Below are 21503 nucleotides of genomic sequence, written 5' to 3'. Positions count from 1 at the left end.
CGTTAAAAGTTAGCTGAGTCAGGAGATGCGGATGTTAAAGCGAGAGATGAACATTGCCGATTACGATGCCGAATTGTGGCAGGCGATGGAGCAAGAAAAAGTGCGTCAGGAAGAGCACATCGAGCTGATTGCTTCAGAAAACTACACCAGTCCGCGCGTCATGCAGGCGCAAGGTTCACAGCTGACCAATAAATATGCCGAAGGCTATCCGGGCAAACGCTATTACGGCGGTTGCGAATATGTGGATATCGTTGAGCAACTGGCGATCGATCGCGCGAAAGCGCTGTTCGGCGCTGATTACGCTAACGTTCAGCCGCACTCCGGCTCCCAGGCTAACTTCGCGGTCTACACTGCGCTGTTACAGCCGGGCGACACCATTCTGGGTATGAACCTCGCTCACGGCGGCCACCTGACGCACGGATCGCCGGTTAACCTCTCCGGCAAGCTTTATAACGTGGTGCCTTACGGCATCGACGAAACCGGCCAGATTAACTATGACGAACTGGCTTCGCTGGCACAGCAGCATCAGCCGAAAATGATTGTTGGTGGCTTCTCTGCCTATTCCGGCGTCTGCGACTGGGCGAAGATGCGCGAAATCGCCGACAGCGTAGGTGCTTACCTGTTTGTTGATATGGCGCATGTGGCGGGCCTGATCGCCGCTGATGTCTATCCGAACCCGGTTCCTCACGCGCACATCGTCACCACCACTACGCATAAAACTCTGGCAGGCCCGCGTGGCGGCCTGATCCTGGCGCAGGGCGGCGATGAAGAACTCTACAAAAAACTGAACTCTGCCGTTTTCCCTGGCGGTCAGGGTGGCCCGCTGATGCACGTTATCGCAGGTAAAGCGGTTGCGCTGAAAGAAGCGATGGAGCCAGCGTTCAAAGTTTATCAGCAGCAGGTAGCGAAAAACGCCAAAGCGATGGTAGAAGTCTTCCTGGAACGCGGCTACAAGGTGGTTTCCGGCGGTACTCATAACCATCTGTTCCTGCTGGATCTGGTGGATAAAAACCTGACCGGTAAAGAGGCGGATGCGGCGTTGGGCCGTGCCAACATTACCGTCAACAAAAACAGCGTGCCGAACGATCCGAAAAGTCCGTTTGTTACCTCCGGTATCCGTATCGGTACGCCTGCGGTCACCCGTCGTGGCTTTAAAGAAGCGGAAGTACGTGAACTGGCAGGCTGGATTGTTGACGTGCTCGACAATATTCATGACGAAGCCAACATTGAACGCGTGAAGCAGAAAGTGCTGGAAATTTGCGCACGCTTCCCGGTTTACGCCTGATTTATACTGTTGTTTCAAGCCCGCGCCCCGTTCACTGAACGGGGCGTTTTTTTATCTGCCCGGCGTAGAAAAATTGCTTATCTTTTACGGATTTGCTAAACCAGTCGCCTTATTGTCGGGGGAACTATGACGATCCGTTCAACTTACTGGCTGGCACTCGGCTACTTCACTTACTTTTTTTGTTATGGCATTTATTTGCCGTTCTGGGCGGTGTGGCTGAAAGACACCGGCCTGGACGCGGAAAAAATCGGCCTGCTGTTAGGGGTAGGGATGATTGCCCGCTTCGTTGGCAGCCTGCTGATCGCCTCGCGCGTGCGCGATCCTTCGCAACTGGTTATGGCGTTACGCCTGCTGGCATTGCTGACCCTACTGTGCGCTGCGGGATTCTGGCTGGGGCAGCAGTGGCTGTGGCTGCTGCTGGTGATGATCGGTTTTAACCTCTTTTTCTCGCCGTTGGTGCCACTTAGCGATGCGCTGGCCGCCACCTGGACCAGGCAAATTGCGCTGCCTTATGGCCCGGTCAGACTGTGGGGATCGCTGGCGTTTGTTATCAGTTCGGCGCTGACCGGCATGCTGGTAACCGCGTGGGATAGTCAGGCGGTACTGGCGCTGCTGAGCCTGGGTATTATGATGATGCTGGGCGGTATGCTGCTGCGTCCGGCAGTGATGCCGCTGGGTGATGCGCGTGAAATGCAGAGCGCTGGATGGGCCGAGTGGAAAGCGATGCTGCAGGAGAGCAGCGTCTGGCGCTTTTTGCTGTGCGTAACGCTCATGCAGGGGGCGCATGCTGCCTATTACGGCTTTAGCGCTATCTGGTGGCAAGACGCGGGCTACTCGGCCAGCGTAGTCGGCTATCTCTGGTCGCTGGGCGTGGTGGCAGAAATCATTATATTTGCACTCAGCAACCGGCTGTTTCGTCGCTGGAGCGCCCGCGATCTGCTGCTGCTCTCCGGGATTTGCGCGCTGGTGCGCTGGTGCATCATGGGCAGCACCACACAGCTGCCGTGGCTGATTGTCGCGCAAATCCTGCACTGCGGCAGTTTTACCGTTTGCCATCTGGCCGCAATGCGCTTTATCGCTGCCCGACAGGGCGGTGAGGTGATTCGCCTGCAGTCGGTTTACTCCGCGCTGGCGATGGGTGGTGGTATTGCGGTGATGACCATGGTATGTGGCGTGCTGTTCGTTTCGCTTCAGGGCGGTATTTTCTGGGTTATGGCGCTTCTGGTGCTGCCTGCGCTGTTTTTACGTCCGCGCGTGCAGCCCGCCTCGTCAGGATTCCAGCAGTAGCCGGATGCGTTGCTGTTGCTGCGTGCTTAACGGTGGCTCGGCGTGAATAAGCGGTGGCGAATAAAGCGGTAGCGGGGTGGCGTAGGGGGAAATGACCAGCGTTACCCCCTTCGGCGCACCGTCACGCTGAAAGTCGTCGACAGACAGATATTTAATGGTTAACGGCAGCAGCGTCAGTTCACGCAGCTGCTGCTCCAGCAGTTCCTCGCGTTCGCGATCCCCTCCGGTTAACAGCAGTACCTGCTTTTCCTGTAGGGCGCTCTCCTGCATCAGCCAGGCACCGAAAATGACCGCAATCAGCCCCATCTCTTCCGCAGAAAAACGAATTTCGTAATGATATTCAAACGGCTCGATAGCTGTCTGGGTGGTACGCAGCAGCCGTGGATAGAGACGTATCACCTCCTGCGACAAACTGTTATCAATACCAACAGCAAAGTGACAACGATCCAGCGCCTGCGCCAGATGGGTATAAAGCTGACTGCACAGGCCGCGTTCATCGCTGAAGTGCCGCCCTGACAGCGACTGAAAGCGAGCCATTAGCAGGCGGGTCTGCTGCATTAGCTGTTTCTCCCACGGCTGTTTCAGCTGCGTGGCGGCGGGAGCATGAATCATGCTGAACAGCAGCGTATAGAAATCGATCTCGCTGACGTCGGGAGCAAAGCGGCAGCGTCGCTGCCAGTGTTGGATTACCGCCTGTGCTGCCAGCCGCTCGACTTTGTTTTCCAGCCAACGCTTTTGCTGTGGCGTAAAGGCGGCAAGTTGCGTATGGCAAAGGGAATACTGCATAAAAAGCTGTAAAAACAGGCGATCGCGCGGGCTAAAACTGCGTTGCAGACGCCCGGCACAGTGCTGGATCAACGCCTGCAAATTACGCTCATCGTACAATAGCTTCTCGATCTGGCGCGTTTGCAGGTGCTGGCGCAGCGCTGGTGTAAAGGTGTTTTCGATAAAAACCGGAGAAACGCGCAGCGCGCGGCGCAGCCAGTGCAGCAGGCACAGGCGTCGGTCCAGTTCGCTGCCCTGTAGCAGCAGGCCGCCATCCTGCCGTTGATGAATGCCAAGCTGATGATAACGCTGGATTTCTTCATCAACCTCCGCTATATCTTGCCGGGCCAGAGCCGGGTCTACGCCATTGAGTTGGCACAGGCTATCCAGAGTCAGTAGGGAATTGGGCAGATAAAGCATCAGCAGGAGATGACAACGACGCTGGGAACGGGAGAAGAGTGGTGCTGTAGATGTAGCAGAACTCATCATATGTTTTCCGGTCAGTCATACCAAAAATAAGCATAGCCAACCGGGGTGATGAAAGGCGGGTGCTGGCACTTTTTTATCCAGATGTTAACCTGGCTCACAAAATAGCCGAACGGGAATCATGAATGTTAGTGAAAACGTTATTTTATAACTGCGGTAAGCGTATCGGCTGGGGCGCAGTCGCTCTGTTTCTGTCGCCTTTTGCCTGGTCTCATCCGCACAGTTTTATTAGTTTGCAAACTACGCCAGTGGTCGATCAACAGAAATTAACCGGCTTAAAAATGATCTGGACCATGGATGAGATCACCTCTGCCGATCTGCTTTATGATGCCGGTAACGCGTTACCTGATTCGCCGGTGTGGAAAAAGCTGGCGGCGGAGGTAATGGCGAATGTACTGGCACAGCACTATTTCACTGAGTTTCATCACCAGGGAAAAGCGGTAAAATTTACCAATTTGCCGCCCTCTTACCAGCTGTCGCGCAACGGCGCTAAAGCGGTGCTGACCTTTATTCTGCCGCTGGCGCAGCCGCAGCCGCTGGCAGGGCAAACTTATACCTTCAGCACGTTCGATCCTACTTATTATGTCGATATGACCTGGCAGGATGATCAGGCGCTGAGCCTGCCGGAGGCGCTGAAAGGAAGCTGTAAACTGACGCTGTATACGCCGCAGCCGGATGCCTCGCTGAAGGATTTTGCCCTGTCGCTGGATAAGGCCGATGCGCCGCCAGAAGATATGGATCTTGGCCGCCAGTTTGCCCAGACGGTGACGCTCGCATGTCAGTAAGCATATCGCAACCTGCTCGTGTCGGCTGGAAACACCTTTGGCCGCTTTGGACACTGTTGGCGCTGTTGTTAGCCGGCGCCTGCGCTGCCTGGTGGTACTGGCCGCAGCTGCTGTGGCACAGCGTTAGCTGGCAACGGAGTTTACATCGCGAGATGGTGGGTATTTTGCAGCGCGTTGCCGAACAGCCGCGCCAGGCGGGCGTGACGCTGTTTGGCTTTAGCCTGGTGTACGGCATCCTCCATGCGCTAGGACCGGGACATGGCAAAGTGGTGATCGCTACCTTTCTTGCCACGCATCCCACGCGGCTGAAAACCAGCCTGCAACTGACGCTGGCAGCGGCGGTAGTGCAGGGGATTGTTGCGGTTGCACTGGTGACGCTGATGCTGATTATTCTGCAAACCACCTCACGTCAGCTTCATCTCACCAGCTTCTGGCTGGAGAAAGGCAGCTATTTGCTGGTTATCGGGCTGGGAGGCTGGCTCTGCTGGCGGGCGCTGCGTCAGTTAATGCGGCTGCGTTCGTCTAAAGGCGGAGCGCCGCATATTCATCATCTGCGTCCGCTTGACCATCAACATCATGCCCATTGCGGCTGCGGTCATCAGCATCTGCCTGATAACGAGCAGCTGGCGCGCGTAACCGGCTGGAAAACGTCACTGCTGCTGGTGCTGTCGATGGGGCTGCGTCCCTGTTCCGGTGCGATTATGATGCTGCTGTTTTCGCGGGTGATTGGCGTGTATGGCTGGGGTGTAGTGAGCGCGCTGGCGATGGCGCTGGGCACCGCGCTGACGGTTTCGGCGATGGCGCTGCTGGTCCAAAGCTCGCGTGCGCTGGCGCTACGGCTAAACCAGCGTGCAGCTCCTGCACTCTGGCAACGTGTTGCGCTGCACAGCCTGGCGCTGGCGGGCGGTATGTTGCTGCTGGCGGGGGGCTTGATATTATGGTTCAGCGCTCAGCCAGCCGTTTCTGGCGGCCTGCGCGGGCTGGGATAGGCGCAAAAAAATGCCGCACCTGCCGATGGAAGGTGCGGCATCATCGCTACCGATCTTAGCGCTTCAGCGCGTCGCTCAGCTCATCACGCATGGCGGCCAGCAGCGCTTTAACTACGCGCGGATTGCCGGATACCAGGTTGCCGGAATGCATAAAGCCGTGACCGCCGGTAAAGTCAGTCACCAGCGCGCCGGCTTCACGGGCAATCAGTTCGCCAGCGGCAAAGTCCCATGGTTTCAGGCCAATCTCAAAATAGCCATCCACGCGACCGGCGGCAACATAGCAGAGATCGAGCGCGGCAGAGCCGGTGCGGCGGAAATCGGCACACTGGGTAAAGAGTTTGCCAACCAGCTTCATATAGGTAGCGGCGTGCTGTTTCTGCTTGAACGGGAAGCCGGTAGCCAGAATGGTGCCGTCCAGATCGCGTGCGTTGCTGCCGCGCAGACGATAGCCGTTCAGCTGCGCACCCTGACCGCGTACGGCGGTAAAGAGTTCGTTGCGCATGGGATCGTAAACCACCGCCACTTCGGTGCGGCCTTTAATACGAACGGCAATAGAAACGGCAAAGTGTGGCAGGCGTTTGATGAAGTTGGTGGTGCCATCCAGCGGATCGATAATCCATTGTACATCCTGGTCTTCTGCCGACAGTTCACCACTCTCTTCGCCGATAATGGTGTGTTGCGGATAGGACTTGCGAATCACCTCAATAATCAGGCGCTCGGCGTCGCGGTCAACATTGGTCACGAAATCGTTGCTGCCTTTCTGGCTGGCTTCAACGGCGTCTGGAGTTTCGTAATTCTTGGCAATTAAGTTGCCGGCCTTGCGCGCAGCGCGCACGGCGATGTTGAGCATCGGATGCATCAGTATCTCTCGCTGGATGTTAAAGAACGGGGAAAACGGCGCGGAGTATAGCAGGGGGATCGGAAAATGTCCTGCATTTATGTTAGCATGCACGAATTATCTCACTGACTGTCGGGTCGTATGCTGCAAAATATTCGTATTGTGCTGGTGGAAACCTCTCACACTGGCAATATGGGCTCCGTCGCCCGCGCCATGAAAACCATGGGGCTGACGAACCTTTATCTGGTGAATCCGCTGGTTAAGCCTGATTCCCAGGCGATCTCTCTGGCCGCCGGTGCCAGCGACGTGATCGGCGCAGCAAAAATTGTTGATTCGCTGGATGAAGCGATTGCTGGCTGTAGCCTGGTTGTTGGTACCAGCGCCCGTTCGCGCACGCTGCCGTGGCCGATGCTTGACGCCCGCGAATGCGGCGTGAAATGCGTGGAAGAGGGCGCACAGGCGCCGGTAGCGATTGTGTTTGGGCGCGAACGCGTTGGCCTGACCAACGACGAGCTGCAAAAATGCCATTACCACGTCGCCATTCCTGCTAATCCCGATTACAGCTCGCTTAATCTGGCGATGGCGGTGCAAATTCTGGCTTATGAAGTGCGAATGGCTTTTCTGCAAAACGATCGTACCGAGCAGCCGCAGTATGAAGAGAGCCCATATCCGCTGGTGGACGATCTGGAGCGCTTCTATCAGCACCTTGAACAGATGATGGTAAACAGCGGTTTTATCCGCCAGGCCAATCCGGGTCAGGTGATGAGCAAGCTGCGTCGCCTCTACACGCGGGCACGCCCGGAACGGGATGAACTGAATATTTTACGCGGGATGCTTTCATCTTTTGAGAAAAAGCGCGACAACGGCTAAGTCGGTAAACCATGCGTAACGATAATACTTGAGTATTTTACCTGGTTAAATAGTTGACCAAAACACTCAGGAATGTCAGACTTGCGACCAACACAAGTCAAATCCGAAAAGCGGATATACCAGAGGGTCGCCAAGCTATGAGACTGACATCAAAAGGCCGTTACGCCGTTACCGCGATGCTCGATGTTGCACTGCACTCACATGAAGGGCCGGTGCCGCTGGCTGATATTTCAGAGCGCCAGGGCATCTCCCTTTCTTACCTTGAGCAGCTTTTTTCTCGCCTGCGTAAAAATGGCCTGGTTGCCAGTGTACGTGGGCCGGGCGGTGGTTATTTGCTGGGTAAAAGTGCCGCTGAGATCGCCGTTGGCGCGGTAATTACCGCCGTTGACGAATCGGTAGATGCGACGCGTTGCCAGGGCAAAGAGGGATGTCAGGGTGGCGATCGCTGTCTGACGCACGTGCTGTGGCATGACCTGAGCGAGCGCATTAGTGATTTTCTTAACAACATTACGTTGGCCGAGCTGGTAAATAATAAAGAGATCCTGGATATCGCAGACCGTCAAAATAATGAAACACGCCGGATGGCGACGAACGGTCGCTCGCAGGACACCATCAATATTAATCTGCGGGCCTGATATTTAGATTTGAAGCGATGTACGGAGCTTAAGAGCAATGAAATTACCGATTTATCTGGATTATTCTGCTACGACGCCAGCCGATCCGCGCGTGGCGGAAAAAATGATGCAGTATCTTACCCTGGACGGGACATTCGGTAACCCGGCCTCACGTTCACACCGTTTTGGCTGGCAGTCTGAAGAGGCGGTCGATATCGCTCGTAATCAGATAGCCGAACTGGTTGGTGCCGATCCGCGTGAAATCGTCTTTACCTCTGGCGCGACAGAATCGGACAACCTGGCGATCAAAGGTGCAGCCCAGTTTTATCAGAAAAAGGGCAAGCACATTATTACCAGCAAAACCGAACATAAAGCAGTGCTGGATACCTGCCGCCAGCTGGAGCGCGAAGGGTTTGAGGTGACTTACCTTGCACCGCAGAGCAACGGCATCATCGATTTGAACGCGCTGGAAGCAGCGATGCGTGACGACACCATCCTCGTATCCATTATGCACGTGAACAACGAAATCGGCGTGGTGCAGGATATCGCGACTATCGGCGAAATGTGCCGCGCGCGCGGTATCATCTACCACGTTGACGCCACTCAGAGCGTGGGTAAGCTGCCGATCGATCTTAGCCAGCTGAAAGTGGATCTGATGTCCTTCTCCGCTCACAAAATTTATGGTCCGAAAGGGATCGGCGCGCTGTACGTACGTCGCAAGCCGCGCATTCGTCTGGAAGCGCAGATTCATGGTGGCGGTCACGAACGTGGTATGCGTTCCGGTACGCTGCCGGTGCACCAGATTGTCGGTATGGGCGAAGCTTATCGTATCGCCAAAGAAGAAATGGCAAGCGAAATGGCCCGCCTGCGCATGCTGCGCAACCGCCTGTGGGACGGTCTGAAAGATCTCGAAGAGGTTTACCTCAACGGCGATCTGGTGCAGGGCGCGCCGAACATTCTCAACGTCAGCTTTAACTATGTTGAAGGTGAGTCGCTGATTATGGCGCTGAAAGACCTGGCGGTCTCTTCGGGTTCCGCCTGTACTTCTGCCAGCCTGGAACCTTCTTACGTGCTGCGCGCGCTGGGTATGAGCGATGAGCTGGCTCACAGTTCTATCCGCTTCTCTCTTGGCCGTTTTACCACCGAAGAAGAGATTGATTACACCATCGCACTGGTGCGTAAATCTATTGGCCGACTGCGCGAACTTTCTCCTCTGTGGGAGATGTTTAAAGCGGGCGTGGATATCAACAGCATCGAATGGGCGCATCATTAATTTCAGGTTTCAGGAGAACAGATCATGGCTTACAGCGAAAAAGTAATCGATCACTACGAAAATCCACGCAATGTTGGCTCATTTGATAATAACGATGCCTCCGTGGGCAGCGGTATGGTTGGCGCACCGGCCTGTGGCGACGTGATGAAACTGCAAATCAAGGTTAGCGACAGCGGCATCATTGAAGATGCACGTTTCAAAACCTACGGCTGTGGTTCTGCCATCGCCTCCAGCTCCCTGATTACCGAATGGGTAAAAGGTAAATCGCTGGATGAAGCCGCTGCGATCAAAAATACTCAGATCGCCGAAGAGCTGGAACTGCCGCCGGTAAAAATTCACTGTTCCATCCTGGCGGAAGACGCAATCAAGGCCGCTATTGCGGATTACAAGAGCAAAAAAGACGTCCAGTAAGGGGGATATTATGTCTATTACCCTGAGTGAAAGCGCGGCAACGCGCGTCAGCAACTTTCTGCATAATCGCGGTAAAGGCTTTGGTCTGCGCCTTGGCGTTCGCACCTCCGGCTGCTCCGGCATGGCTTACGTGCTGGAATTTGTCGATGCGCCCCAGCCTGAAGACACCGTCTTCGCTGATAAAGGCGTTAACGTGGTGATTGACCCGAAAAGCCTGATTTACCTCGACGGTACCGAGCTTGATTTCGTCAAAGAAGGCCTGAATGAAGGCTTCAAGTTCAATAATCCGAACATGAAAGATGAATGCGGCTGCGGCGAAAGCTTTAACGTATAACGTGGTTGCAGCAGCAGGATAATCGCTCCGGTCACGGAGCGATTCTTTTTACGCGCTCTTCTGGGATTAACCGAGTCTGCTATGGATTACTTCACCCTCTTTGGCCTGCCACAATCCTTCGATATTGATGCAGCCCAGCTTACCGCCCGTTTTCAGGAACTGCAGCGTCAGTTCCATCCCGATCGTTTTGCTCTCCAGCCGGAACCAGAGCGCCTGCGTGCGTTACAGCAGGCTGCGACCATTAATCAGGGCTATCAGGCGCTGCGCCAGCCATTATCGCGCGCTGAATATCTGCTAACGCTGCACGGTTTCGATATCAATAACGAACAGCATACAATGCGCGATACTGCTTTTCTGATGGAACAGCTGGAGCTGCGCGAAGAGCTGGATGCGATTGAAAGCGCGCCTGATGCTGAAGCAAAGCTACAAGAATTTACCCAGCGTCTTGACGTTATGCAGCAACAGCGTAGCCAGCAAATGCAGCAGGAGCTTGCCGCTTCGCAATGGGAAGCGGCGGCGGATACGGTGCGCAAGCTGCGTTTTCTTGTTAAGTTGCGTAACCAGGCAGAAGAGCTGGAAGAGAAGCTGCTTGATTTTTAACCGGGAAAATAATTATGGCGTTACTACAAATTAGCGAGCCGGGCCTGAGCGCCGCGCCGCATCAACGTCGTCTGGCCGTTGGCATCGATCTGGGTACTACCAACTCTTTAGTCGCTACCGTGCGCAGCGGCCAGGCAGAAACCCTGCCCGATGCGCAGGGTCGTCACCTTTTACCCTCTGTCGTGCGCTATCAGGCACAGCAAAGTTTAGTCGGATGGGATGCGCGCCAGCAGGCGGCTACCGATCCGGTCAATACCATCAGCTCGGTGAAGCGCCTGATGGGGCGTTCACTTGCTGATATTCAACAGCGCTATCCGCATCTTCCCTATCAGCTACAGCCGAGCGAAAACGGCCTGCCGCTGATGCAAACTGCCGCTGGTACTGTTAACCCGGTTCGTGTCTCAAGCGATATTTTACAGGCGCTGGCGGCGCGCGCGCGCGAAAGCTTGCAGGGCGATCTGGATGGCGTGGTTATCACCGTTCCCGCCTATTTCGATGATGCCCAGCGCCAGGGAACGCGTGATGCCGCGCGTCTCGCCGGTCTGCACGTGCTGCGTCTGCTTAACGAGCCGACGGCGGCGGCTATTGCCTATGGTCTGGATTCGGGTCAGGAAGGCGTTATCGCCGTTTACGATCTGGGCGGCGGCACCTTTGATATCTCCGTATTGCGCCTGAGCCGCGGCGTTTTTGAAGTGCTGGCAACCGGCGGCGACTCGGCACTGGGCGGTGATGACTTCGATCATCTGCTGGCCGACTGGCTGCGTGAACAGGCCGGATTGCCGCAGCATGGCGATCATGGCGTGCAGCGTCAGCTGCTGGATACCGCGATTGCCGCCAAGATTGCGCTGAGCGATAGCGACAGCGTCGCGGTGACGCTGGGCGACTGGCAGGGCAGCGTAACGCGTGCTGATTTCGATCGGCTTATCGCTGGTCTGGTCAAACGCACGCTGTTGGCCTGCCGTCGCGCGCTGAAAGACGCCGGCGTAACGCCGGAAGAGGTGCTGGAAGTGGTGATGGTAGGCGGCTCTACACGCGTGCCGCTGGTGCGCGAAAAAGTCGGCGAATTTTTTGGTCGTCAGCCGTTAACTACTATCGATCCTGATAAGGTGGTGGCGATTGGCGCGGCCATTCAGGCAGATATCCTGGTGGGCAATAAGCCCGACAGCGAGATGCTGCTGCTGGACGTCATTCCGCTTTCGCTGGGGCTGGAAACCATGGGCGGACTGGTAGAGAAAGTTATTCCGCGTAACACCACTATTCCGGTAGCGCGCGCGCAGGACTTCACGACGTTTAAAGATGGCCAGACGGCGATGAGTATTCATGTGCTGCAGGGCGAGCGTGAAATGGTTGCCGATTGTCGTTCGCTGGCACGATTTACGCTGCGCGGTATTCCGGCGCTGCCTGCGGGCGGTGCGCATATTCGCGTAACTTTCCAGGTGGATGCCGATGGCCTGCTGAGTGTGACGGCGATGGAAAAATCGACCGGCGTGGAAGCCTCGATCCAGGTCAAACCCTCCTACGGACTGACGGAAAGCGAAATCGCCAGCATGATCACAGATTCGATGGACTATGCGCAGCAGGACGTGGTGGCACGTAAGCTGGCGGAGCAAAGGGTGGAAGGCCTGCGGGTGCTGGAAAGCCTTGAAGGTGCACTGGCGGAAGATGCCTCGCTACTGAGCGCGGAAGAGCTGGAAGCCATTCAACAGGCACAGCGCCAGCTGCAGGACGCTATTCGCGGCGATGAGGCTAACACCATCAGCGCGGCGGTAAAACAACTCGATAAAGTAACCCAGGATTTTGCCGCCCGTCGTATGGACAATTCAGTCCGCCGCGCGCTGGCCGGGCATTCTGTGGATGAGGTTTAATCAATGCCTAAAATTGTCTTTTTACCCCATCAGGATCTGCTGCCGGAAGGTGGCGTATTTGATGCCGAGCAGGGCGAAACCATTCTTGACGTTGCGCTACGCAACGGCATTGAGCTGGAGCACGCCTGCGAAAAATCGTGCGCCTGCACTACCTGTCACTGTATTGTGCGTGAAGGTTTTGACTCGTTGCCGGAAAGCAGCGAGGATGAAGATGATATGTTGGATAAGGCCTGGGGGCTGGAGCCGGAAAGTCGTCTTAGCTGTCAGGCGCAGGTAACGGATGAAGATCTGGTAGTGGAAATCCCCCGCTATACCATCAATCACGCTCGCGAGCATTAATCACATTGAAAGCGGGCCGGCCCTTAAAAGCCGGCCCGTTTTTATCTGAGGGAAAAAGATGGGACTGAAATGGTCTGACAGCCGTGAAATTGGCGAAGCTTTGTATGATGCTTATCCAGATACCGATCCAAAAACGGTGCGCTTTACCGATATGCACCGCTGGATCTGTGAACTTGAAGATTTTGACGATAATCCTGATGCTTCCAGCGAAAAGATCCTCGAAGCGATTTTGCTGGTATGGCTGGATGAATTTGCGTAATCCGTCAGGTTTATTTCCGTTCAGATAACGAGAAAGGATTAGGTTAATGGCAACTGAAAAAATGAATATCCTGCTGGCGAAAACAGCCGCAGATGCGCGCTGGGGCGAAAATGCCATCCTCAGCAGCAGCGAAGAAGGTATGACAATTCACCTGACCGGCAATGATGCGCTGACCACTATTCAGCGTGCGGCGCGTAAAATTGACGGGCAGGGCATACGCGATGTTGTCCTGAGCGGCGATGGCTGGGATCTGGAAAACAGCTGGGCCTTCTGGCAGGGCTATCGCGGCCCGAAGGGTACGCGCAGCGTGGAGTGGGCGCCGCTTGGCGATGACGATCGCGCCGAGCTGGAGCGACGTCTGAGCATTATTGACTGGGTACGTGATGTTATTAACCAGCCTGCTGAAGAGCTGGGCCCGGAGCAGCTGGCACGGCGTGCGGTAGATCTTATCAGCGAATATGCCGGTAATGCGGTTAGCTATCGCATCACTAAAGGTGAAGATCTGCGTGAACAGAACTATATGGGACTGCATACCGTAGGCCGCGGCTCGTCCCGTAGTCCGGTGCTGCTGGCGCTGGATTACAATCCTGGCGGCGATGAAAAGACGCCGGTTTATGCCTGTCTGGTAGGTAAAGGCATCACTTTTGATAGCGGCGGTTACAGCCTGAAGCCCAGCGGCTTTATGGATTCCATGAAGTCAGATATGGGCGGTGCCGCTACCGTCACTGGCGCGCTGGGGCTGGCAATTGCACGCGGGCTGAATAAACGCGTCAAACTTTATCTCTGCTGTGCAGATAATATGGTCAGCGGCAATGCTTTCCGCCTGGGCGATATTATTCGCTATCGTAACGGAAAAACCGTTGAGGTAATGAATACCGATGCTGAAGGGCGTCTGGTACTGGCGGATGGCCTGATTGATGCCAGCCAGCAGCAGCCGCAGCTGTTAATTGACGCCGCCACGCTGACCGGTGCTGCCAAGACCGCGCTGGGCAACGACTATCATGCGCTGTTTACCTTTGATGATGCACTGGCGCAGCAGCTGCTGAGCAGTGCCGCCAGCGAAAACGAAGCCTTCTGGCGTCTGCCGCTGGCGGAATTCCATCGTAGCCATCTTTCTTCTAATTTTGCTGACTTAAATAATATCGCCGGGGCAGCGCATACCGCAGGTGCCAGCACCGCAGCTGCATTTTTGTCGCATTTCGTCAGCGATTATCAGCATGGCTGGCTACATATCGACTGCTCTGCAACCTATCGCAAGGGAGCCGTTGAACAGTGGGCTGCGGGGGCTACCGGTCTGGGCGTGCGCACCATTGCCAACCTGCTGCTGAAATAAGCGCCTGAGGCCAGCCAGTGCTGGCCTTGTCAAACAAGGCAGAACGAGCATGAATCACGATAAATATAATCTTAATGAGCGCCTGGAAGCGGTGCTGGAGCTGGCTGCCACCGAGCCTGCCCACCGTCCGGAGTTTTTTACGCTGTTGATGGAAGCCAGCGTTTGGGTGCCCGGCACCAGCGATGGCGAGCAGCTGGACGCCAGCACGCCGGTAGAGCTACAGCACTGGGAAAAAGAAGACGGCACCAGCGTTATTCCCTTTTTTACTTCAGAGGCGGCAATGGCAGAAGCAACGCAGGGTGAACAGCCTTACGTTATGCTGCCGGTACGTACGTTGTTTGCAATGACGCTGGGTGAAACCCTGTTTTTAAATCCTAAGCTGGCTACCGGTAAAGAGTTTACCGCACGCGAAATCGCTCATCTGCTGGGCGAAGAAGGCGATGCGTTAAGCCAGCAGACGATATTAGAAGGCGGCGCGCCGCTGCTGCTTTCTGAAATTGCCGAGCCTCCTGCACAGGTAGTGGATTCTCTGACGCAGCTTTTTGGCAAACATAAGCAGGTGCGTCGGGCGTTTATCGCCCATATCAAAGAGCAGGCTGGCGATCGCCCCAATTTGCTAATCGGCATCGAGGCAGACGGTGATATCGATACCATTATTCGCGCTGCCGGTGCGGTAGCCACTGATACATTGCTGGACGATGAGCCGGTAGATATCTGTCAGGTTGTCGAAGGCGAAGAGGGTATCAGCCATTTTTTCACTGCACATATAACGCCTTTTTATGAACGCCGCTGGGGAAGTTTTCTGCGTGAATTTAAAGGCGGTCAGCGTATTATCTGAACCGTATCGCGCTAGCGTCACCGCGCTCGTATCTCTCCTGAAGGGCCAGCCAGATCGGCCCTTACTCCTGCATAAGGCTTACATCACCTTCTCTTTGTCAGCACGATATATTCGCGGGAACAGCGTTTACTCGTTTCATATGCCAGCTGGCATATTGGCTACCTGCATTATTCCGGGCGTCTGTTTTTAGTGTGACGTTGCGATTGGCAGATCGTCACGGCTACCCCATTCACTCCATGAACCGTCGTAAAGTTTTACCCCTTTAACGCCAAGCGCCGTCAGCGCCAGGATAGCTACCGCCGCCGTTACGCCGGAGCCGCAGCTGGCAACGATCGGCTGGTTTAAATCAACGCCCTGACGTTTGAAAATCTCCGCCAGCTCCGCTTCCGGTTTCAGCCTTCCTTCTGTTACCAGTTCTCCCCAGGGGACGTTCAGACTACCGGGTATATGGCCGCGATGCAGCCCTGGGCGCGGCTCATCAACTTCGCCGTTAAAACGGTTGGCCGGGCGTGCGTCAACCAGCTGCGCGCCACCTTCGTGACTGATTAGCAGCACGTCAGTGACGCTTTTAATCAGGCTCTGATCGTACTGCGTTTCAAATTCCGCTTCCGGTAACGTCACCTCTCCGGTCTGCAACATATAACCCGCCTGTTTCCAGCCTGCCAGCCCACCGGCAAGGATTGAAACCCGCTCTACGCCGAAAGCACGCAGCATCCACCAGGCGCGCGGCGCAGAAAACAGGTTGCCTTCATCGTAAACGACCAGATGCTTTCCACTATCGATACCCAACTCGCGCATCGCTACGGCAAAGGATTCCGCGCGCGGCATCATATGGGGGTAGGGGCTGTTGCGATCGGAGAGCTGCTCAATATCAAAAAAAGGCGCGTTGGGCAGATGTCCGGCTGCATATTCAGCATGCATATTACGTAAATGTTCCTGACCCGCAGGTGCCATGCGGGCATCGATAATTTGTAAATCAGCATCGTTTTGATGTTCGGCTAACCATTGTGCGGTTACAAAGAGAGCGGATGTCATAACAACCTCAATATTCACTGATGTACTGAGAGTGTCGACGATCTGGCGGTCCAGCTCAAGGCTCAATCACCAGCGCTGTGGCCCTGCTTGCAGATTCTGAAAAGCGCCCGCAGAAAGTAGAATTACGCTTCCAGCCATTACATTTATTCTGCGTGATAGCCCGCAAGAAAATATTCTGTTTGTTATTAGCGCTTGCCTGCATCCTCCAGTGGCGCGATAACTGGCACAGCGGGAAACAGATTAGGATTGTTAAATTTTTTCGCTTTCAAGTAATAATACGCCTTAATTTTACAGGCATTGTTGCCATGGAGAAACTATGTCCAGGTTAAGGAATAAAGCGGGCGTTGCCTTATTATTGTGTTTGTTGGCGCTGAGCGGATGCGATAACGCTGATAACGATACGCCGCCAGCTGCGGCAGCAAATAAAGCCGCAGCGGTAAAAAACAGCGAGCCAGCGCTGAGCGCTGAGCAGCGTGCCGCACAGCTGGCGCGGGAACAGGGTAAGCCGTTGCAGGTAATCGACATTTCTGAGGTACAGCTCGACGGTGCCAGTACCCTGGAGGTAACCTTCTCCGTCTCGCTGGATGAACAACAGGATTTTAGTCAGTATGCTCATCTGAGCGACAGCAAAAGTGGCGCGGTGGAAGGTGGCTGGGAGCTGTCAACTAATCGCAAAGCGCTGCGCTTTCGTCACCTGGAACCAGCGCGTCAGCTGAAAGTGAAGATTGATGGCGGAATCAAAGCGGCTAACGGCGCTACTCTGGAAAAAGCGGTAGAACAGACGCTGACCACGCGAGATATCCAGCCGATGGTCGGGTTTGCCAGCCGGGGTTCGCTGTTGCCAACCCGCGTCACTCAGGGGTTGCCGGTAATGGCGCTCAACGTTAGTCAGGTGGACGTTGACTTTTTCCGCATCAAAACTGCTTCCCTTCCAGCTTTTATCGCCAGTTGGCAATATGGTAATAACCTGCAAACCTGGCAGTCTGCATCATTGTTGCAAAAAGCCGATCTGGTCTACAGCGGACGTTTTGAACTTAATCCGGTACGCAATACCCGTGAACAGCGACAGCTGCCGCTTGGCGATATTAAACCGCTGGCGCAGCCGGGCGTTTATCTGGCGGTTATGAAGCAGGCAGGGACTTACCATTACAGTAATGCCGCCACCTTGTTTACGTTCAGCGATATTGGTCTCTCATTACATCGGTTTCCTTCCCAACTCGATTTTTTTAGCCAGAGGCTTGAAGATGGCGCGCCAATGGATGGCGTTACGCTCACCATGCTGGATGAAAAGGGGCAAACGTTAAATCAGGCTATTACCGATGCTCAAGGGCAGGTTACGCTGCCCTGGCACGCAAAGGCAAGGCTGATCCTGGCAACGAAAAACGATCAAACTACGCTACTCGATCTTCGTCGTCCGGCCCTGGATCTGGCGGAATTCGCCGTAGCCGGACCGCCGGGCTATGACAAGCAGCTGTTTATCTTTGGACCACGTAATCTCTATCGCCCTGGAGAAACGCTAATCGCAAACGCGCTGATGCGCGATGCGGATGGCAAACCGCTACCGTCTCAACCGCTCAGGCTGGAAGTGATAAAACCGAATGGCGATGTGGCGCATACCTTAACCTGGCGGCCGGAAAACGGCCTGTGGCAGCTGCGTTATCCGTTACCGCAGGAAGCGCCGACCGGGCGCTGGAAGCTGCAAGTGGATACGGGCGATGGGCACCAGCGTCAGTGGGCATTTAGCGTAGAAGAATTTATGCCGGAACGCATGGCGCTAAGCCTGTCGGCCAGTGAGCAGCCTGCTATGCCAGATCGGGATATTACTTTTCATGTCAACGGACGCTACCTGTACGGCGCGCCCGCAGCGGGCAACCAGCTACAGGGTCAGCTCTTTTTACGGCCCGATCGAGAAGCGTTGCCATCCCTGCCGGGCTATCAGTTTGGTGATATTACCGAACAGGAGGAGCTGAAGCGTAATCTCGATGAAGTCGAGCTGACGCTGGATAATCAGGGCGAGGGGCTTATCGCCGCAGAGTCAGAATGGCAGGCTATTCATTCTCCGGCTCGTCTGATTCTACAGGCCAGCCTGCTGGAAAGCGGCGGCCGCCCGGTAACACGACGTGTAAGCCAGTCCATCTGGCCAGCGGAGGTATTACCCGGTATTCGTCCACTTTTCGCCAGTAAAGCGGTCTATGACTATCGCAGCGACACCTCTTCCAGTCAGCCAGTTGTAGAGGAAAACAGCAGCGCGGAGTTTAGTATTGTGCTGGCGAATGCACGTGGTGAAAAGCAGGGCGGGCAGGATGTGGAGGTGCGCCTGATTCGCGAGCGACGTGACTATTACTGGAGCTTTGCTGAAGGCGAGGGCTGGCAGTCACACTATGACCAGAAAGATCTGGTTGAAGAGACACAGCAGATCACGCTCTCTGCCCAGGGGGAAGCTAAAGTTGCTTTCCCGGTGGAGTGGGGCGCGTATCGTATTGAGGTAACGCTACCAGATGAAGAAGTGCGCAGCAGCGTACGCTTCTGGGCTGGCTACAGCTGGCAGGATAACACTGACGGCACCGGCGCGGTTCGCCCCGATCGGGTAAAACTGAAGCTGGATAAAGCTAACTATCGTCCCGGTGACAGAGCGCGGGTGCATATTGAAGCGCCTGCCGCAGGTAAGGGATACCTGCTGGTGGAGTCAGGCAATGGCCCGCTCTGGTGGCAAACGGTTGATGTGCCAGATGGAGGTGTGGATGTGGAGGTGCCCGTTGATAGCGCGTGGCGTCGCCACGACCTCTATTTTAGCGCACTGGTGATCCGCCCTGGAGATAAAGCACAGGGAACCACACCGAAGCGGGCGGTAGGTATTCTGCACTTACCGATGCAGGATGAGGCGCGTCGGCTGAACCTGACGCTGTCAGCACCGGAGAAAATACGTCCTGAGCAGAACCTGACGGTGAAGGTAAAAGCTACCGTGGCCGCAGGCGAACTGCCAAAACAGGTACAGGTGCTGCTGTCAGCCGTAGATAGCGGCGTACTGAACATTACCAACTATAAAACGCCCGATCCGTACGCGGCCTTCTTTGATCGCAAACGTTATAACGCTGATCAATATGATGTTTACGATCAACTTATTGAAGGGAAGGGCCAGCTGGCTACCTTGCGCTTCGGCGGTGACGGCGACGATGAGGATCCGCTGGCGCGCGGCGGGCGGCAGCCGGTGAACCACGTTAATATTCTGGCGATGCAGCTACAGCCGGTAACGCTGGATGCCAATGGCGAAGGGGCGCTTACTCTGCCAGTTCCGGCGTTTAACGGCGAGATACGTTTGATGGCGCAGGCCTGGAGCGAAGAACATTTTGGCGAAGGAGAAAGCCGCGTCATGGTCGCCGCGCCGCTAACAACGCAGCTGGCGATGCCGCGTTTCCTTGCCGGTGGCGACAGCAGTCGCCTGGCGCTGGATATCTCCAACTTGACGGACCATGCGCAAACGCTGACGGTTAATTTAAGGGCTGGCGGCCTGTTAACGCTGCAAGGTGATGCTTCGCGGCAGGTCCAGCTACAGGCGGGCCAGCGAACTACGTTGTTCATTCCTGTTAGCGCAGTCATGGGCTATGGCGAAGGCAGCCTTGACGCCACTATCACCGGGCTGAAAATACCGGGCGAAACTTTGGCGCCGGATAAAGAGCACTGGACGATAGGCGTGCGTCCCGCCTGGCCTGCGGAAACGCGCAGCTTTAACGCTGTAATACGTCCCGATATGCCGTGGCAGCTTCCTGCGGAAGCGTTCAGGGATCTGGCACCGGGTACGATACAAACCAGGCTGGCGCTCAGCGCGCATCCGCCGTTAAATATCGCCCGCTACATTAGTGAACTCTATGCTTATCCCTATGGCTGTCTGGAACAAACTGTCAGCGGCCTGTGGCCTTCGCTTTACACTAATCATGCCGAGCTTACGGCGCTGGGCATCAAGAGCGGCAGCGATAGCGAACGTCATGCGGCGATTGATACCGGTATCGATCGCATCAGGCAGATGCAGCGCTACAGTGGTGGTTTTGGCCTGTGGAGCAAAGAGAGCGCCGAAGAGTTCTGGCTTACCGCTTACGCGATGGATTTTCTGACGCGGGCTGGCGAACAGGGCTACAGCGTTGAAAAAACGATGCTGGATAAGGGTAATGAGCGCCTGCTGCGCTATCTGCAGGATGGTAGCCAGATTGCGACCTATTACAGCAGTAACGCCGACGCCACGCGTTTTAGTGCGCAGGCCTACGCCGCGCTGGTGCTGGCGCGACAGCAAAAGGCACCGCTGGGTGCATTGCGCGCGCTCTATGAGCGACGTCAGCAGGCAAAATCGGGACTGGCGCTGGTACAGCTGGGCGTCGCGCTGAAGCTCATGGGCGATGCGCCACGCGCCAGCACGCTGCTGGCGCAGGGAGCCAGCGGTACGCGGCCGACAGGAATTTACTGGCTGGAGGATTATGGCAGCCCGCTACGCGATAGCGCGCAAGTTCTGACGCTGTTGCGTGAATATCAGCTATTGCCGGAGGCACAGGACCGATTGATCGTTAACCTGTCGCAGCAGCTAAATGCACAGCGCTGGCTATCAACGCAGGAAAATAATGCGTTATTCCTGGCCGGGCGAGCGCTGGAGAGCAATAAAGGCGTTGAATGGCAGGTCAGCCTGACCGGGCAGGCCCAGCCGCTGAGCGGTAATGCTACCCGCACTCTGTCGCTAAGTGAAGCGCAGCTGGCGCAGGATCTCACTCTGACCAGCCTGAACGCTGCGCCGGTATATGGTCGTCTGGATGTCGTGGGCTATGCGCAAACTCCGCCGTCACCTGTCAGCCAGACGCTCTCTGTGCGTCGTGAATATCTCGATCTTAACGGTAAACCTGTGGCGTTGAACAGGCTGAAAAGCGGGGAGCTGGTGCTGGTACATCTTTCAGTTTCAGCTTCGCAGCGCGTACCGGATGCGCTGGTAACCGATCTGCTGCCTGCCGGACTGGAGCTGGAGAACCAGAACCTTGCCGACAGCAGCGCCAGCCTGGGTGAGAGCGCCAGTGACGTGCAGGAGCTGATGTACGATATGCAGCAGGCCAGCATCAAGCATATCGAGTTTCGTGACGATCGTTTTGTCGCCGCTATTGATCTGGACGGTTATCGCCCTGCTGAACTGCTCTATCTGGCGCGGGCGGTAACGCCCGGCAGCTACCAGATTCCGGCACCGCAGGTAGAATCAATGTATGTACCACAATGGCGCGCAACCGGCATCACGCCGACGCGCCTGACGGTTCGCTAACCGAGCGCCC

At 55.7% G+C, this 21503-nt stretch carries 19 protein-coding genes; 16 read left to right on the top strand and 3 right to left on the bottom strand.

Annotation, left to right across the window (positions count from 1 at the left end):
- The first annotated feature begins 31 nt into the window (after positions 1 to 31).
- Together glyA and C7M51_RS11855 are read left to right on the top strand one after the other, a co-directional pair.
- A complete protein-coding gene (gene glyA / locus C7M51_RS11860; protein ID WP_160621979.1) occupies positions 32 to 1285 on the top strand; it encodes a serine hydroxymethyltransferase in 1254 nt (417 codons plus the stop codon).
- Positions 1286 to 1411: 126 nt separating this feature from the next.
- Positions 1412 to 2572, top strand: coding sequence for a 3-phenylpropionate MFS transporter (locus C7M51_RS11855; RefSeq protein WP_160621978.1), 1161 nt, complete (start codon positions 1412 to 1414; stop codon positions 2570 to 2572).
- Here C7M51_RS11855 and csiE read toward each other — a convergent pair.
- The gene (gene csiE / locus C7M51_RS11850) at positions 2555 to 3823 is read right to left on the bottom strand and encodes a stationary phase inducible protein CsiE (RefSeq protein WP_160623641.1); all 1269 of its coding nucleotides are present in this window, start codon (positions 3821 to 3823) and stop codon (positions 2555 to 2557) included. The genes C7M51_RS11855 and csiE overlap by 18 nt on opposite strands.
- Positions 3824 to 3948: 125 nt before the next feature.
- Here csiE and C7M51_RS11845 point away from each other — a divergent pair, with 125 nt between their 5' ends.
- On the top strand, positions 3949 to 4608 hold the full coding sequence (locus tag C7M51_RS11845) for a DUF1007 family protein (RefSeq protein ID WP_160621977.1): 660 nt from the start codon (positions 3949 to 3951) through the stop codon (positions 4606 to 4608).
- A complete protein-coding gene (locus tag C7M51_RS11840) occupies positions 4599 to 5597 on the top strand; it encodes a nickel/cobalt transporter (protein ID WP_160621976.1) in 999 nt (332 codons plus the stop codon). The genes C7M51_RS11845 and C7M51_RS11840 overlap by 10 nt, the downstream gene beginning before the upstream one ends.
- 55 nt (positions 5598 to 5652) lie before the next feature.
- Here C7M51_RS11840 and suhB read toward each other — a convergent pair whose 3' ends face one another.
- Positions 5653 to 6456 (bottom strand): inositol-1-monophosphatase, encoded by an 804-nt coding sequence (gene suhB, locus C7M51_RS11835; RefSeq protein WP_160621975.1) that lies wholly within the window; start codon positions 6454 to 6456, stop codon positions 5653 to 5655.
- A 120-nt stretch (positions 6457 to 6576) separates the two neighbouring features.
- Here suhB and trmJ point away from each other — a divergent pair, with 120 nt between their 5' ends.
- From trmJ to sseB, 11 genes are all read left to right on the top strand, one after another.
- The gene (trmJ, locus tag C7M51_RS11830; protein WP_160621974.1) at positions 6577 to 7305 is read left to right on the top strand and encodes a tRNA (cytosine(32)/uridine(32)-2'-O)-methyltransferase TrmJ; all 729 of its coding nucleotides are present in this window, start codon (positions 6577 to 6579) and stop codon (positions 7303 to 7305) included.
- Positions 7306 to 7442: 137 nt separating this feature from the next.
- The gene (gene iscR, locus C7M51_RS11825; protein WP_160621973.1) at positions 7443 to 7940 is read left to right on the top strand and encodes a Fe-S cluster assembly transcriptional regulator IscR; all 498 of its coding nucleotides are present in this window, start codon (positions 7443 to 7445) and stop codon (positions 7938 to 7940) included.
- Positions 7941 to 7977: 37 nt separating this feature from the next.
- On the top strand, positions 7978 to 9192 hold the full coding sequence (locus C7M51_RS11820) for an IscS subfamily cysteine desulfurase (protein ID WP_160621972.1): 1215 nt from the start codon (positions 7978 to 7980) through the stop codon (positions 9190 to 9192).
- A 24-nt stretch (positions 9193 to 9216) separates the two neighbouring features.
- Complete coding sequence (iscU, locus tag C7M51_RS11815; RefSeq protein ID WP_141176040.1) at positions 9217 to 9603, top strand: Fe-S cluster assembly scaffold IscU; 387 nt, start codon at positions 9217 to 9219, stop codon at positions 9601 to 9603.
- A gap of 10 nt (positions 9604 to 9613) precedes the next feature.
- Entirely contained in the window at positions 9614 to 9937 is a 324-nt protein-coding gene (gene iscA / locus C7M51_RS11810; RefSeq protein WP_141176039.1) for an iron-sulfur cluster assembly protein IscA, read from the top strand.
- Positions 9938 to 10018: 81 nt separating this feature from the next.
- Positions 10019 to 10537 (top strand): co-chaperone HscB, encoded by a 519-nt coding sequence (gene hscB, locus C7M51_RS11805; RefSeq protein ID WP_160621971.1) that lies wholly within the window; start codon positions 10019 to 10021, stop codon positions 10535 to 10537.
- Between the two features lie 14 nt (positions 10538 to 10551).
- Positions 10552 to 12402: a Fe-S protein assembly chaperone HscA gene (gene hscA / locus C7M51_RS11800; RefSeq protein ID WP_160621970.1), complete on the top strand. Its 1851-nt coding sequence runs from the start codon at positions 10552 to 10554 to the stop codon at positions 12400 to 12402.
- A gap of 3 nt (positions 12403 to 12405) precedes the next feature.
- Positions 12406 to 12741: an ISC system 2Fe-2S type ferredoxin gene (fdx, locus tag C7M51_RS11795; RefSeq protein WP_160621969.1), complete on the top strand. Its 336-nt coding sequence runs from the start codon at positions 12406 to 12408 to the stop codon at positions 12739 to 12741.
- A gap of 58 nt (positions 12742 to 12799) precedes the next feature.
- A complete protein-coding gene (iscX, locus tag C7M51_RS11790) occupies positions 12800 to 13000 on the top strand; it encodes a Fe-S cluster assembly protein IscX (RefSeq protein WP_160621968.1) in 201 nt (66 codons plus the stop codon).
- A 46-nt stretch (positions 13001 to 13046) separates the two neighbouring features.
- Positions 13047 to 14333 (top strand): aminopeptidase PepB, encoded by a 1287-nt coding sequence (pepB, locus tag C7M51_RS11785; RefSeq protein ID WP_160621967.1) that lies wholly within the window; start codon positions 13047 to 13049, stop codon positions 14331 to 14333.
- Between the two features lie 49 nt (positions 14334 to 14382).
- Positions 14383 to 15171 (top strand): enhanced serine sensitivity protein SseB, encoded by a 789-nt coding sequence (sseB, locus tag C7M51_RS11780; RefSeq protein ID WP_160621966.1) that lies wholly within the window; start codon positions 14383 to 14385, stop codon positions 15169 to 15171.
- Positions 15172 to 15357: 186 nt separating this feature from the next.
- Here sseB and sseA read toward each other — a convergent pair whose 3' ends face one another.
- A complete protein-coding gene (sseA, locus tag C7M51_RS11775; RefSeq protein WP_160621965.1) occupies positions 15358 to 16206 on the bottom strand; it encodes a 3-mercaptopyruvate sulfurtransferase in 849 nt (282 codons plus the stop codon).
- Between the two features lie 316 nt (positions 16207 to 16522).
- On the opposite strand from sseA, the gene C7M51_RS11770 reads away from it, so the two are divergent.
- Positions 16523 to 21493, top strand: a complete 4971-nt coding sequence (locus tag C7M51_RS11770) for an alpha-2-macroglobulin family protein (RefSeq protein ID WP_160621964.1) — start codon at positions 16523 to 16525, stop codon at positions 21491 to 21493.
- Positions 21494 to 21503: the final 10 nt, after the last annotated feature.

Source organism: Mixta intestinalis (assembly GCF_009914055.1).
GTDB classification, from domain to species: Bacteria; Pseudomonadota; Gammaproteobacteria; order Enterobacterales; family Enterobacteriaceae; genus Mixta; species Mixta intestinalis.
This window is presented reverse-complemented; position numbering and strand designations above follow the sequence as displayed.